The organism is Bradyrhizobium commune, assembly GCF_015624505.1.
Classification (GTDB): Bacteria; Pseudomonadota; Alphaproteobacteria; order Rhizobiales; family Xanthobacteraceae; genus Bradyrhizobium; species Bradyrhizobium commune.
In genome coordinates, this window is the sequence record NZ_CP061379.1 from 6,029,928 (window position 1) to 6,044,018 (window position 14,091).

Annotated in this window: 11 protein-coding genes; 3 read left to right on the forward strand and 8 right to left on the reverse strand. The window is 64.0% G+C overall.

What is annotated here, in order from left to right:
* Nucleotides 1–61: 61 nt before the first annotated feature.
* Nucleotides 62–2,128, reverse strand: coding sequence for a tannase/feruloyl esterase family alpha/beta hydrolase (locus tag IC761_RS28285; RefSeq protein WP_195799955.1), 2,067 nt, complete (start codon nucleotides 2,126–2,128; stop codon nucleotides 62–64).
* A gap of 558 nt (nucleotides 2,129–2,686) precedes the next feature.
* On the opposite strand from IC761_RS28285, the gene IC761_RS28290 reads away from it, so the two are divergent.
* Nucleotides 2,687–4,150: a tetratricopeptide repeat protein gene (locus tag IC761_RS28290; protein ID WP_195799956.1), complete on the forward strand. Its 1,464-nt coding sequence runs from the start codon at nucleotides 2,687–2,689 to the stop codon at nucleotides 4,148–4,150.
* A 72-nt stretch (nucleotides 4,151–4,222) separates the two neighbouring features.
* Here the strand turns inward: IC761_RS28290 and IC761_RS28295 are convergent, their stop codons facing one another.
* Entirely contained in the window at nucleotides 4,223–4,516 is a 294-nt protein-coding gene (locus IC761_RS28295; protein ID WP_195799957.1) for a muconolactone Delta-isomerase family protein, read from the reverse strand.
* 258 nt (nucleotides 4,517–4,774) lie between these two features.
* Between IC761_RS28295 and IC761_RS28300 the strand changes: the two genes are divergently transcribed.
* Entirely contained in the window at nucleotides 4,775–5,740 is a 966-nt protein-coding gene (locus tag IC761_RS28300; protein WP_195799958.1) for a GlxA family transcriptional regulator, read from the forward strand.
* 48 nt (nucleotides 5,741–5,788) lie between these two features.
* On the opposite strand, the gene IC761_RS28305 is transcribed toward IC761_RS28300, so the two are convergent.
* The 3 genes from IC761_RS28305 to mdcA all read right to left on the reverse strand — a co-directional run bounded on the left by IC761_RS28305 (nucleotide 5,789) and on the right by mdcA (nucleotide 9,578).
* Nucleotides 5,789–6,562 (reverse strand): alpha/beta fold hydrolase, encoded by a 774-nt coding sequence (locus IC761_RS28305; RefSeq protein ID WP_195799959.1) that lies wholly within the window; start codon nucleotides 6,560–6,562, stop codon nucleotides 5,789–5,791.
* 63 nt (nucleotides 6,563–6,625) lie between these two features.
* On the reverse strand, nucleotides 6,626–7,909 hold the full coding sequence (locus IC761_RS28310; protein ID WP_246791348.1) for a malonyl-CoA decarboxylase: 1,284 nt from the start codon (nucleotides 7,907–7,909) through the stop codon (nucleotides 6,626–6,628).
* 10 nt (nucleotides 7,910–7,919) lie between these two features.
* Nucleotides 7,920–9,578 carry a malonate decarboxylase subunit alpha gene (gene mdcA, locus IC761_RS28315; RefSeq protein WP_195799961.1) on the reverse strand — a complete coding sequence of 553 codons (1,659 nt, stop codon included), beginning with the start codon at nucleotides 9,576–9,578 and terminating at the stop codon, nucleotides 7,920–7,922.
* 110 nt (nucleotides 9,579–9,688) lie between these two features.
* Between mdcA and IC761_RS28320 the strand changes: the two genes are divergently transcribed.
* Nucleotides 9,689–10,549 carry a LysR substrate-binding domain-containing protein gene (locus IC761_RS28320; RefSeq protein ID WP_195799962.1) on the forward strand — a complete coding sequence of 287 codons (861 nt, stop codon included), beginning with the start codon at nucleotides 9,689–9,691 and terminating at the stop codon, nucleotides 10,547–10,549.
* Between the two features lie 30 nt (nucleotides 10,550–10,579).
* Here IC761_RS28320 and IC761_RS28325 read toward each other — a convergent pair whose 3' ends face one another.
* From IC761_RS28325 to IC761_RS28335, 3 genes are all read right to left on the reverse strand, one after another.
* Nucleotides 10,580–11,377 carry an adenylate/guanylate cyclase domain-containing protein gene (locus IC761_RS28325; protein WP_195799963.1) on the reverse strand — a complete coding sequence of 266 codons (798 nt, stop codon included), beginning with the start codon at nucleotides 11,375–11,377 and terminating at the stop codon, nucleotides 10,580–10,582.
* A 112-nt stretch (nucleotides 11,378–11,489) separates the two neighbouring features.
* Complete coding sequence (locus IC761_RS28330) at nucleotides 11,490–12,356, reverse strand: DUF2336 domain-containing protein (RefSeq protein ID WP_368367073.1); 867 nt, start codon at nucleotides 12,354–12,356, stop codon at nucleotides 11,490–11,492.
* Nucleotides 12,357–12,873: 517 nt separating this feature from the next.
* Nucleotides 12,874–14,067 (reverse strand): adenylate/guanylate cyclase domain-containing protein, encoded by a 1,194-nt coding sequence (locus tag IC761_RS28335; protein WP_195799965.1) that lies wholly within the window; start codon nucleotides 14,065–14,067, stop codon nucleotides 12,874–12,876.
* Between the last annotated feature and the right edge of the window lie 24 nt (nucleotides 14,068–14,091).

Here is a 14,091-nt window from a genome sequence, read left to right on the forward strand (position 1 = left end):
AGATTCTTGTTTTGACGCGTTTTCTTGACGCGAACCGGTATCCACTTCGCTCGAAAACGCTCTAGCGTCTAGTCAGGGCATCGCCACGTCGTGGCGGCAGATGCTCCGAGCATTCACTGGCAGTCAGGCCAACGCTCCTGAAATCGAGGTTGTCGCTGTCTTCCTGCCCGAACACCGTTTTCACGTCGTCGCAGGCAACCGGGAGGCCCTGGATCGGTCGTCCCGTACCGTTTCTGATCACGCCGGCTTGCAGGTTGCCGCCGCAGGTGAAGCTGCTGGCGTCGTTGATGCTGCCGAAGCCGCTATAGATCGCGGTCTGCGGGAACGGACACATCGGCCGGGTACGGCCTGGAACGAGGCCGTGCGAATCGGACACACCGAGGATGGTCTTCGGCACGACGCCGTGCTCGACCCAGTTCCGGAGCGCGACGAACGGATCGTACCAGTACGGGCCGAATCCACCACCGATGTGTCCGGTCATCGGGGCGACAAACAGACGGTACCAGGATTGCAGCTTCTCATAATCCGCAGCTTTGGTGCCGCCGTACAATTTGGTCGCGACGCGGTTGTAGTAGTCCACGTCATGCCGCCAGCGGATCGCCGGATCAGCACTGCCGTGGAGTTGAATGATCTTGGTGCCGTGTTTCATCACCTCCTTGAGGTCCGGATCCTGGTTGTCCGTGTAGAGATCGATCGGAGGCGCCCCCAAGTCGGATCCGATCCGCGAACCGGTTGCAGCTTCCCGCTCATAGGTGGTGGGAACGCCGGGAGATGCACACGCCGCCCACCCCGTGGCATTGGTCGTCCCCATCTCGAGCGATTCCTGATCGACGAACAGGCAGTTGTTCGCAGGCCACGCGGCGTTGGCGTGATCGTACTGCACCACCTCAACCGTGCTCGCCGTCAAGGTTGCGGAATTGTACGAGGTGCTCTGGAACGTCCCCAACGCATTTGTCGGGAAAGTGATGCTGATGTCGTAAGGATACCAGATCCGCGCGCCCTGGCTGTTGCGGGGCCCGTCGAAAATCCGGTCGAACGCCGCCGCCTGCCTGGCGGTGAGGCAATTCGGCCGTGGCGGCGCGCCCGTGACGCCGCAGATGTTGGCCGCGGCGGAGAAGTGCATTGTGCAGACCCTCGGATCGGCGATCATGCCGTCAGCGACAGTGTCGGTGCCTTCGACGTCGCATGCCTTGACGATGGTGTTGTAGAGGGCGGTCTGCTGGTCGTTTGTCGGTAATGCCCCGGCCCCGTCGAGTTGGATCAGCTTTCGCATGACCAGAGCCGGCCAACTGTCCGCCAGCCGGAACTGCTGCCAGCGATAGGCCGGCGCGCCGATCAGGAAGCCGTCATATTCGTCGCCATGGTGCTGCAATTGGCCCATGCCCATGTTGCCGCCGCCCGAGCCGCCATTGTAGTAGTGCAACTTCGGCTCCTTGCCGTAATAGACCTCCGCGATGGCGTCAGCCCATTGCCTGCCATACCAGGTGCCGCGATAGATCCAGTCGGCGACCGTCCCGTAGGCGATCTTGTTGCGGTAAGGGCTGTTGGCGGTCGAGATAATCGCGAAGTTGGCGTTACCGGGGGTGCCTTGCGTGAAATGGCCGGCGTATTGCTCGCCGGCGTCGGTGATCGAAGCGACGAAGCCCTGACGGATCGCGTAGGTGGCGTTGGCACCATCGAGCCCCTCTCCGAAGCCGGATGGGTTGAGTGTTCCGGACTGCCCCGGCGCCCCCATGGTCATGACGCCACCCGTCCAGGCGCCGTTGACGGCGCCAAGATTGGTCGGGCCCTGGTCGGCTGAATTGAGTGGCAGCGAAATCACGATCTCGATGGCCTGCTTCTGGCCGACATCGTAGGCTGGCTGCCCCTTTGGGATACCCGGCGAATCCAGGCCGGGGCCGGCGGCATTCGGTCCCTCGCCGCCGGGATAATAGACGAACGCGACCTGACAAAAGGCCGGCGTCGGTCCTATCGGCGTCGGTCGGAAGTTGAAGCCGGAGCCGCCGGCCGGCTGTTCCGGTGCCGCGGGCACGATGCTGGCATAAGGAACCGTGACTGTGCTTGTCCCCGGGGTAATGACGCCCTGAACGATGTCGCCCGGAAGCGTGCCTGGCACGATCGCTGCCACTTTGGTCCCGAGATTGCCAAGGCAAGTCGGCAATGGCGGCGGTTCTGGCCGATTCGCGCGTGCGGGCATTATAGTTGCCATAGCAACTATTAGCCCGGCGAAGTGCAGAACTGCTGGTCTTTGCATGGTTTCCTTCCTCCTCTTCGTGATTTGGTAGAAGCTGGTCGAACAATCACCGCTTTTGCACGAATACGCGTGGCCGTGCGGTCCGTTCGCCTGAGAGGGCGAGTACTAGGATCTCTGTTTTTGGATTGTCGACTTGACCAAGCGCATGACGTGCACCGGTGGAACGGAACGCACGGGCGACAGAAATCGCCAGACTGCGCGCTTGGACACACCCCCCCTTATTTCCTCTGGCTTGCAAGCAAGGACATTGGAAAGATCATTCGAGCCGTGCAACGGAAATCAGCACTTGAGAGGAGATCGCTGGAAGATTGGCGCGATTTTGTAAAATGCAGCGATTTTGGAAATCGATGGAGGCCCCGCCAGCCTCGCACCAGCTTCGCGCCAGAAACTACCTCGGGACGCTGCGGTCGCGCGGCCTTTCCTGGTCATCTCATGAATCGCCAACAACGCCGCGCCGCGGCCAAACAACCCGAAACCGTCGCACCGCAAAAACTGGAAGCCGTAAAACAGGGCCAGTTGCTGTTTGGTCTCGGCCGCTACGCCGAAGCCCTGGAATGCTTCAACGCTTTCGAAAAGCACAACCCCAACATCGCCCCCCTCTATCAAACGCGCGGCCTCTGCCTGCAACGGCTCGGCCGGTTCGCCGAAGCGCAGGCCGACTTCGAGCGGTCGATCGCGCTGAACCCCCTTGAGGCGGAGACGCACAAGAACCTCGGCACGCTGCATGCGCGATTGGGCCGGATGGAGCAGGCCTTGGCGTGCATCGATCGCGCGCTTGCGATTCGTCCGAATTTTTCGGCGGCGCTCACCGAGAAGGCGCGGGCGTTGTGGAGCCTGCAATTGCTGGATGAGGCCTTTGCGGCCTTTCACCAAGCGCTGGCGGTCGACCCCGGCAATCCGCATACGATCTGGAATCTCGCGCTGCTTCAGATGCTGACCGGAGACTTTGAGCGGGGCTGGCGGGGGCGCGAGGCGCGTTGGAATGCGTCGCTTGGGCTGGTCGATCGCGGCTTGTCGCAAGCCCTTTGGCTGCGTGACCGGCCGATCGACGGCAAGACCATTTTGCTTCATGCCGACGAGGCCCTGGGCGATTCCATTCAGTTTGCGCGCTATGTGCCCATGGTGGCCGCGCTCGGGGCGCGTGTCATCCTGGAGGTCAAGCCTGCGGTCCAGCGGTTGCTGGCTGATGTGCCCGGCGTCGCGATGTGTATCGACCGATCGGCTGTGACGTCGCTCGCGTTCGACCTGCACTGTCCGCTCGGGAGCCTGCCGCTCGCGTTCGGGACGCGGCTCGATACGATTCCGTTTGCGGACGCGTATCTTCCTGCGGCACCAGTGGCGCGCGTGAAGACGTGGCAAGACCGGCTCGACTCACGGCTTGGCCCGCGCAACCGCATGCGCGTCGGTCTTGCCTGGTCTGGGGATCCCGCTCACAACAACGATCACAATCGATCGATGGCGTTGCGCACGCTTGCGCCTCTCTTCGAGAGCGACGACGCTCAGTTCGTCAGCCTGCAAAAAGGCGTCCGGGTTCAGGACCGGGCCTTCCTCGCCGAACGCGCTGATATCGTCGACCTGACGGAGCAACTGACGGATTTCAGCGACACGGCGGCGCTGATTTTCTGTCTTGATCTCGTCATCGCGGTCGACACCAGCGTCGTTCACCTTGCCGGTGCGCTCGGCGTTCCGGTCTGGACGATGTTGCCGTTCAATCCGGACTGGCGCTGGCTGCTCAACCGCGACGACAGCCCGTGGTATCAGTCGATGCGGCTGTTCAGGCAACCGACGCGAGGCGACTGGGAGAGCGTCGTGGACAGCGTGCGCTGCGAGCTGGAGCGGCAGGTGTTCGCGTGGCGGCCTGAGCGAGAGCCGGCTTTGCTGCTGCCTGCCGAGTGAGCGAGACCGGGCGGTCTGCTGGACAGCCGCCCGGATGGTTCGATGCGAATGCCGTCTGGCGATCGTTGCCGCTCACCTGCCCTGAAGCAGAAGGCCGAGAGGCTTGAGCGGGCCGACCGGGATCATCTCGAACGCAAGGAAGCCGCCGGCCGCGAGCGGCAGCGCGTTGATGGTCGCCTTGGCTTCATCGACCGAGGCGACGTTCATGAGAAAGACCACGCCGGGCTTGTCGTCGCGGAACCAGAACTGCTCGATCTTGCCGTCGAGGTAGAGCTTGAGCGTGTCGGGGACTTCCTTCTGCATCATCTCCTTGCGCTGCTCGTCGGTCATTGGCTTGCTGAAAGATCCGATGGCGAAGACTTTCATGAGTGTTCTCCTGTTGATTGAGATCGTTGCGAAGGACCCATGCCGGGCGCCAATCGAGACGGAAACGACATATTTAGTGTCATTTACGCCAACTCAGGTTTGCGGATTCCGTTGACAAAACCGACGTTTTATCAGCATTTTGTCAGGCACCCTCAGGCCGATCACGCTGTGGCAAAGCTCGTTCGCTGAGGAAGGATGTAGGCTTAGCCAGGCCGAACAACCATTGTCGTAAACGACAACTTTAAGAGCATTTACGCCATGCGTCTCGCGATCCTCGCGCTGGAGGGGCTTTGGGATACCGGCCTCACGGTCATCCTCGACGCGTTCAAGCTCGCCGACAATTTTTCAGTGCTGCAAATGGGCGGAACGCTTCGCTTCAACGTCTCGATCGTGGGGTTGCGCAAGAAGGTTCGATCCGGCCAGGGATTTGCGATCCCGGTCGAGGCGATCGCGACGGAGGCGAAGCCCGATTGGGTGATCGTGCCGGCGCTCAACACCGCAAGACCCGAGCTGCTGGTCCCCGCCCTCGATCGGCGCGACGTGAAGCAGGCCGGGGAGCAACTTCGGACATGGCATGCGGAGGGCGCGCGCATTGGCGCGTCGTGCATCGGCACGTTTGTCGTCGCTGAAACCGGACTTCTCGATCACCAGGAAGCCACGACGACGTGGTGGCTCGCGCCCTTGTTTCGCCAGCGTTATCCCAATGTGCGGCTCGACGAGAAAAGAATGCTCGTGCCGTCCCGCATCGGCGCGACCGCCGGCGCTGCCATGGGGCATCTCGATCTGGCGCTGTGGCTGATCCGCCAGGCCAGCCCGGAGCTGGCCGCGATGGTCTCGCGCTATCTGCTGGCCGATCTGCGCTCGTCACAGGCTCGCTTCATCATCCCCAATCATCTCGCGCAGGCCGATCCCCTGATCCAGCGCTTTGAACGGTGGGCGCGGGATCGTCTCAAGCAGGGTTTTTCGCTACAGGACGCAGCCGAAGCGCTGGCAACAAGCCCGCGTACGCTTCAGCGCCGCTGCGAAGCCGTGCTCGGAAAATCGCCGCTGTCGTATTTCCAGGATCTGCGGGTCGAACGTGCGCAGTCGCTGCTGCATGGCAGCGGCCTCGATATCGAGGCGATTGCGGCCGAAGTCGGCTACGAAGATGGCGCCACGCTGCGAACGCTCATCCGGGAACGCCTGGGCCGCGGCGTGCGCGAGCTTCGGGCGGATATGCGTTGAGGCGGCGCGATCGTCCCCGATCAACGTCGCCCCATCGCATCGTCTTCCTCAGTGTCCCGCAGCTTCGAGAATGAGACCCGCGATCTCCTTGGGATGCGAGATCAGCGCCAGATGGCTCGCCTTGACTTCGATCGTCTTGGCGCCCATGCGCTTGGCCATGAAGCGCTCGAGGTCGGGATTGATGGTGCGGTCCTCGGTCGAGACGGCGTAGTAGCTCGGCTTCGACCGCCAGGCCGCATTGGTGGTCTTGCCCGCCAGCAGCGCCTTGTGGAACGGCTCCTGCACCGCGTAGAGCCCTTTGGCCTTCGCGGCGGGCAGGTCGCCGGCGAAGTCGCGCAGGAATGCTTCCTCGGAGAGGCGCCCCTCATCGCCGTCGAAGACGATGCCCGCGCTCGCCGGCGGCGTCGGATAGGTCTTTGCAAGCGCCGTATAATCCTCGCCCGCGTCGGGCGCGCGTGCTGCGACATAAACCAGCGCGGAAACGTTCGGATGCACCCCGGCCTCGGTCACGATCATGCCGGAGAAGGAATGACCGACCAGCACCGTCGGGCCGTCCTGCCGCGCCAGCACGCGCTCGGCGGAGGCGACGGCTTCGGGCAGCGTCGTCAGCGGGTTCTGCACCGCCGTGACGTTGAGTCCGGCGGCCTGAAGGCGCGGGATCACTTCCAACCAGCACGAGCCGTCGGCAAACAGGCCGTGCACCAGCACGACGTTGCGCGCCTTGAGGGGCGCGGCGACGGCCGCGGTCACGCGAGTCGATAGCAGCGAGGCTGTCGCGCCGGCGGCGAGGATGCTGGCAAAGGTACGTCGGGTCATGGTCACGGCTTGTCTCCTTGTTGAAGTGTCGTGGATCTGAAGGCGGTGACGCGGGATCCCCGCGCGGATTCAATGGGTTTGCAGCAGGGCCTCGACGTCGGGCGAACGGACAATGGTGCCGTCGCGCGCATAGACCTCGTGGTTGGCCTCAATGCTGTCGCGGTCATAAAGATAATTGACCATGACGCCGAAGGATTCCGCGATCCCACGTTTCGTTGTATTGCCGAGCCAGTTGATGCGCTCGAGCCGCGCGCCGTTGCCGAGGTGAAAGCGCGCCACCGGATCGATGCGGTTTCCGGCTGATGCCGGTCGCGTCAGATAGGTTGCACACAACCGCATCAGGACGGGACGCAGCGCTTCGCTCTGCCGCGCATCGTTCCACCATCCGTCCTGCGCAAGCGCGGATGCAACCGCTGCGGTGGATGTGCCCGCCTCAGCAAGCTGACCTGTGAGCCAGCGCCGGAAGCCCGGTATCGGCGACAGCGTGGAGAAGCGCTTGAGCTGCGGGAATTCAGCCTTGAGCTCCTCGACCACCTGCTTGATCAGGAAATTGCCGAACGACACGCCGCGCAGGCCTTCCTGACAATTGGAGATCGAATAGAAGATCGCCGTGTCCGCGCGTGCCGCCTGCGCGCGCGCAACCGCTTCGTCAACATCCTGCGCCAGCAGCGGCGGCATCGACGTCGCCAGCCCCTCCACCAGCGCGACCTCGACGAAGATCAGCGGCTCGTCGGGGAGTGCCGGATGGAAGAAAGCGAAGCAGCGGCGGTCCGGAGCAAGCCGGCGACGCAGATCGTCCCAGCCCTTGATCTCGTGCACCGCCTCATAAGCGATCAGCTTCTCCAGCACGGCGGCCGGCGACTGCCAGTCGATCCGGCGCAATTCGAGGAAGCCGCGATTGAACCACGACGAGAACAGGTGCTTGAGGTCGCCGTCGAGCAGCTTCAGGACCGGTTCGTCGCGAAGGCGCGCGGCGATCTCGCTGCGCATCGCGATCAGCGCGGCGGTGCCGCCGGGCGCCATGTTCATCCGCCGCAGCAGCTCCTGGCGCGGCGGATCGGCGGCCTGCGCCACCGCGGCCGCGGTCTCGGCCGTCGCCTCCGCGAGGTAGCGTTCCGCAGCCGTGCGCAGCGCGGTTGCGTCGGGCTGAAATCCGGCCGCGAGATAGCGCTGGAAGCCGTGCCGGTCGGCCGCATCAAGCGCGGCCATCACGCCGTGCAGTTCGCGGGCGACAAAGGCGCCGGACGCTTCGCCGCGCTCGGACAGCAGCGTCTCGGCAAGTTGCTGGGCGAGGCCGAGCCGGACCGACGTCGCATCATGCGGGTTGCTCAGGGTTTCCGTGGTCGAGGTCATGGTCTTCTCCTCATGCAGCATTGGTGGTGGCCGGCGTCGCGGCCGGCTTGCGGAATTTGGCCGGCGGCACGTAGAGCCCGCCCGACGCCGTGACCAGATCGTCGATCGTCCTGGCGGCGAGCAGGTCGCGCGTCGCACTCCGGACGTCGATGCCGAGATCGGACGGCAGCATCACGATGCCGCGGCGGCGCAGATCCTCACTCGCCTCCGGCGACTGCCGCCGGCCAAATTCGGTGTCACCGGCAACCGCACGCAATGCCGCCTCACGCTCCGCGGGGAGCCGGCAGCGCAGCAGATTGGCGACGCCCTTCTCGGTGATGACATGCGTGACATCGTCGCCATAGACCATGACCGGCGGGCGCGCGAAGCCTGCGGACGCCGCGAGGTCGAACGCATCCAGCCGCTCGACGAAGCTCGGCGCGCCGTTCGGCTGCTGCGTCTGCACCATCTGCACGACCAGCTTGCGGCCGCGCAGGGGATCGCCGGCCTCCTCGCCGGCGCGCAACCAGGTCGGGCTGTCGTGGCGGCGGCCACGCGCATCGGCGCCCATGTTCGGTGCGCCGCCGAAGCCGGTGATCCGTCCTTTGGTGGCGGTCGAGCTGTTGCCCTGCGGGTCGACCTGCAACGTCGCTCCGACGAACATGTCGCAGGCATATTGCCCGGCGACCTGCGCTAGCGCGCGGTTCGATCGCAAATTGCCGTCGGCACCGACCGGGAACACATTCGCGCGGCTCGCGACATAGCGCTCCATGCCGAGCTCGGAGCCGAAGCAGTAGACGTTGTCGACGAAGCCGGCCTCCACCGCGGGGATCAGGGTTGGATGCGGGTTGAGCACGAAGTGGCTCGCGACCTTGCCCTTCAGCCCGCGCGCGGCCGCGTAGGTCGGCAGGATCAGCTCGATCGCCGCGGTGGCGTAGCCGATGCCGTGGTTCAATCGCTGCACCTGGAACGGTTCGTAGACTGCGGCGATCGCCATCGTCGCCATCAGCACGTTCGCGTCCCGCACCTTGGCGGGATCGCGCGTGAACAGCGGCTCGATGGCGTAGGGTTTTGGCGACGGCACCACGACATCGACCCAGTCGCAGGGGATGTCGACCCGCGGCAATCGATCGACGATCTCGTTGACCTGCGCCACGACGATGCCGCCACGGAAGGAAGCAGCCTCGGCAATGGTCGGCGTGTCCTCGGTGTTGGGACCGGTGTAGAGGTTGCCATCGCGATCGGCCTTGTCGGCGACGATCAGCGCCACGCGCGGCGTGAGGTCGACCAGCATCCGGGCGTAGAGCTCGAGATAGGTATGGATCGCGCCGACCTTGACGGTGCCGTTGGTGACCAGCTCGGCCAGCTTGCGGCTCTGCGGTCCGGCGAAAGCAAAATCGAGCCGGCTCGCGATACCGCGCTCGAACACCGCGAGATGGTCGGGTAGCGCCAGCACCGACTGCACCATGTGCAGATCGTGCAGGCGCGTGGGATCCGCCTTCGCAAGCGCTGCAGCCAGGAAATCGGCCTGCTTCTGGTTGTCGCCCTCGATGGTGACACGGTCGCCCGGCATCACGACCGCCTCGATCAACGCGGTTGCCCGATCGGGCGGGCAGATCTTGCCGTCCGTGAGCGTTGCGGCGCGTGCCAACCGGGCTGCACGATCCGTTCCCTGTGACGTGACTGACATGTTCGACCTCTTTTGCTGAATGCCGTCTTCACAGCAGAAGGTAGGGTCGGCCCATTGATTAGAGAAACGATATTCCATAATATTATTGATCGCAGAATCGGATTAATCGGATGCTCGACTTCGAATTGTTGCGCGCCTTCGTCGCGGTTGCCGATTGCGGCGGTTTCCATCGCGCCGCCGAGCAGTTGCATTTGACGCAGTCGACCATCAGCCAGCAGATCAAGCGGCTGGAGCTTGAAACCAGGCGCCCTTTATTCCGGCGCACGACGCGAAGCGTGGCGCTGACCGATGACGGTGAGATGCTGCTCGGCGACGCCCGCCGCCTGCTCCAGCTCGAGGAGGCCGCGCGCCATCGCCTGACGGCGCCACGCCTGTCCGGCATGGTGCGTCTCGGCGTGGTCGAGGAAATTGCCGGAGGCTCGCTGCCTTCGGCGCTCGGTCGTTTCGCAGCGTTGCATCCCGGCGTGAAGCTCGAGGTGCAGATCGGGGTCAGTGCGGAATTGATCGCGCAGCTCGACGCCGGCCGGCTCGACGTCGTATTCGCCAAGCGCCCGCTCGGCACGTCACGTGGACGGCTGGTGTGGCGCGAACCGCTGGTCTGGGCGGTGGCGGAGAGTTTCGATCTCGTTCCCGGCGCGACCTTGCCGCTCGCGCTCTATCGCGAGAAATCCGTCTCGCGCGAGGCCGCGCTTGCCGCGCTCGACCGAAGCGATCTGATCTGGGAGATCGTCTATACGAGTCCGAGCCTGACGGGCGTGCGCGCGGCCTCGCTTGCGGGCCTTGCGATCACGCCGCTTCCAATCAGCGCAGTCGTTCCAGGCCTGCGCGTTCTGGGATTGGAGGACGGGCTGCCCCGCCTCCCCGACCTCGAATTCGCGATCTATGAGAGGGCACGGCCCGAAAAGGCGGCGGCGGCCCTCGCGGCAGCTCTGCTGGCGCTTGGACAGTCGCCGGCACGCCCGACGATCTGACAATCACGATGTATCGGCGACAAGTGCGCCTCAATGCTCGACGCGGTACAGCCGCCAGCGCTCCGGCACACCCTTGAGCTGGTGGGTACCGTGATCCTTCAAGCGGATTGCCGACTGCGACACCAGCAGATCCTTGACCGCACGGGAGACCAGCACTTCGCCCGCATGCGCCTTCGCGGCGACGCGGGTGCAGATGTGGAAGGCGAGACCGACCATCTCGCCGCCGCTCATCGTGTACTCGCCGGCGTGCAGGCCCACCCTGATATCGAGGCCCAGCGTGCGCACGGCCGTCTGGATTGCGGTCGCGCAATTGATGCCGGCGGCCGGCGCCTTGAACGTCGCCAGCACGCCGTCGCCCGTCGTCACGACCTCCTTGCCGCGCGCACCCTTCAGTTCCTTGCGGACGGCGGCGTAATAGAGACTCATCACCTTGGTCCAGCGCGCGTCGCCGAGCTTTGCCGCCTTTGCCGTGGAGCCGACGATGTCGACGATCAGGATCGTGGCACGCGCCTGCTTGAGGTCGGCGCCATCGCTGACGGATTTGCGTTTGGCCGCGATCGCGCCGGTCAGCGGTTCATAGCGATGGTTGCGACGCCGCGCGATCGCGGCCTTCGCATAGTCCTGGGCACGCTGCGCAGTGCCGCAGCGAATGGTCTTCTCCTGCGGCTGGCGCGTCCAATAGACCTTGCGGCCGGCGCCCGCGCCCTGGACCTCGACGGCGCCCCACTTCAGGAAAATCGCCGTGCCGACCCGGCGAACGCACCACGCCTTCGACGTGTATCCGGAAACGTTCGACTGATGGACACCGATGCGCAGGAATTTTGGCATGAACGTGCGGCAATCGAAGGAACGACGGGCCTAGGATCAAGCGTAGTTGTACGTTCCTGCGTTGGCAACAGGACTCCCAAGAGCGGATGGGACGCTTGGAGGCCGACCAAGCCTAGATCATCCGCCGCGGCTGTTGAAACGCGCCGCCGAAAGCCTCTTCCTTTCGCGTTCGGTAGATGGTGACGACCTCCCGGCACGCCTTGACGTTCAACCGGTGGAAATCGAGCTTCAATCGCTCCAGCTCACCGGCGGTTATGCGGTAGTTGGCCGCCCCCAGGAACAGCAGCGCCATCGTGGTGGGCCATGAGAAATCGAGAGATTTGGCCAGGATCAGCGCCGGCTCACGGTCCTTCTCGAGAAGTGCCCGTTCCGCGATATCGATCGGCAGCTGACACAGCAACGACAGGGCGACGGTGGTCTCGTTGAACTTGAGCGAGTGAGCAAGTTCGAAGACCTTGTCTTCCGTCAGCTCGCCTTTCTCATGCAACTTCGCGATCGTGCGTTTCGCGGTGAAGTAATCCTTCGACGCCGGGCCAAACCTGGCGTGAACGGCGCCCGTGACATCGACGACGACGCGGTGGATATCGGTTTCGATATCCGGCCGCTCCCTCCGGAGCTTCTCCCGCACCTCCTCGGAGGCCTTCGCGATCAACTGGTGGAAGATGTGCCGCGGAATGTCCTTTCGAAGTCCCACCGACTCCGCAAGGATCGAATCGCCTTCCGATCGCCGCACCAGATGGAGAAATCCGGAACCGGAGAAATTTGCGCCCGCGTTCGAGGCGACCGAGGTGACAACCTCGGACGATCCCCGCACCACCAGCACATCGGTGACCGCGACCGGAACCGCTTGCCGCTTCGAGATGGCAAGCAAATGCTGCTGGCTCTTGCTTTTGGCACACGCGATCAATGTCTCGGTGTCAAGCCGTTCCGACTGGCTGAGGATCGGCCATGCGACGTCAATACAATCGTCGCTGGCCATCTGCCGGGTCAGCGCATAGGGCGCATTGGGGCTGCTGGCGAGCTTGCCAGCGAGCTTGGCCCGCGCACTGGTCTCGATCTCCTGCGCGAGACGGCCGATGACCTCGCCAAAAGTCCAGATCTGCTCCTCGGAATAGGTGCCGGCGATCAGAACGTCTGCCGCATGCCAAAGCGCCCGCAGACAGCTCTCGGGATTTCCTCTCGCAACCGCTTCGTCCAACTCGGACAGGAAAGACGCGGTGACAGCCATCGATGCGCTCGCAGTTTTGAAAACGATCAAACGACAAAAAGGGTTTCAGTGAAACGAGGCGATGACACCACCTCAGCCCTCAACGCGCGGTAAAACCTCCCGGTCAACTTGGACCGGGCTTAAGGCCCGCCTAATCGGATCGATTGGATTTTAGCTATTGCCGGCTCTAAAGCGCGATGAGATTGGGATGAATCGTCATCGCGCTTTAGGTTGTCGGTTGAGCATGATCTTTTCGGAAAAACGCTGCGGCACTTCTCCGGATCATGCTCTAGCCGAACGCAAACAGCTCGATCGGCTCGCTGAAGCCGCGCACGGCGTGCTTGCCGACGCGCTCCAGCTCGAACTCCCGATCCACCAGCTCCGCAAAGTCGCGCGACAGCAGCACCGGTTTTCCGATCTGCTTGGTCAGGGTCTCGAGCCGTGACGCCATGTTGACGGCGGGGCCGATCACGGTGAAGTCGAGGCGGCTGCTCGATCCGATATTGCCGTACATGACGTCGCCGACATGGATGCCGATGCCGTAGTTCAGCGGCACGCGGCCGGTCGCCTTGTTGCGCTCGTTCAGGGCGGCCATCGCCGCTCGCGCTTCGGTCACCGCGCGCAGCAAATTGGCGCAGGCGTTGGGCTGGCTCAGCGGAAAAATAGCGAGCAGGCCGTCGCCGATGAATTTCAGGATCTCGCCGCCGTGCCGCGCGATCGGGTCAGACATCGCGTCGAAATAGTCGTTGAGGAGATCGATGACGTCGTCGCGCGGCCAATTGTCGGAGATTTTCGTGAAATCGCGCAAGTCGCAGATCATGATCGCAGCGCGCACCGTGGTGCCGGTGCCGCGCCTGGTGGCGCCGGCGAGGATCAGCTCCCCGGCATGTGAGCCGACATAGGTCTCCAGCAGCGTTCGCGCCAGGCGGTTCTTGATGCGGATTTCGCTGACCAGCGCCAGCACCGGCAAAAGCTTCTTGAGGCTCGCGATATCCGCATCATCGAAGCCGCCGGGACGGTCGGTCGCGAAGGTGACGAGATGGCGTTTGCCGAGCGTGTGGTAGAGCGGCCAGGCCACGTAGTCGGTCAGGCCCTTGGCGCGCATCTCGGCATAAAGGGCGTGCTTGCGGCCGAGCGCCGGGTCTCGTTCCAGATTCTCGCGCAATTCGGCGGCGCCGTCCTGCATCTCGTTGGCCGGGCTGCCGATGAATTCGGACCGCTCCCTGACATCGAAATCGACCCGGGCGATCTCCGCCTCGCGCATGCCGTCGGACCACATGAAGCGGGCCCCCAGCCATTGCGGATGCTGGATCAGCACGTGAAGCGTCGACCGCTTGAGCGGAATGCCGGCCTGCTGGAGGCGGATGCACATCTCGGCAAAGATGTTGTCGATGAAGCGCTCGTCGCGCGTGCCGTTGGTCAGCCAATCGACGACGGCGTCGCTGCCGGAATGGACGGTTTCGTTGGTTCTCGGCGCGCTCATCATCTGGTCCTGGTATGCATCGGA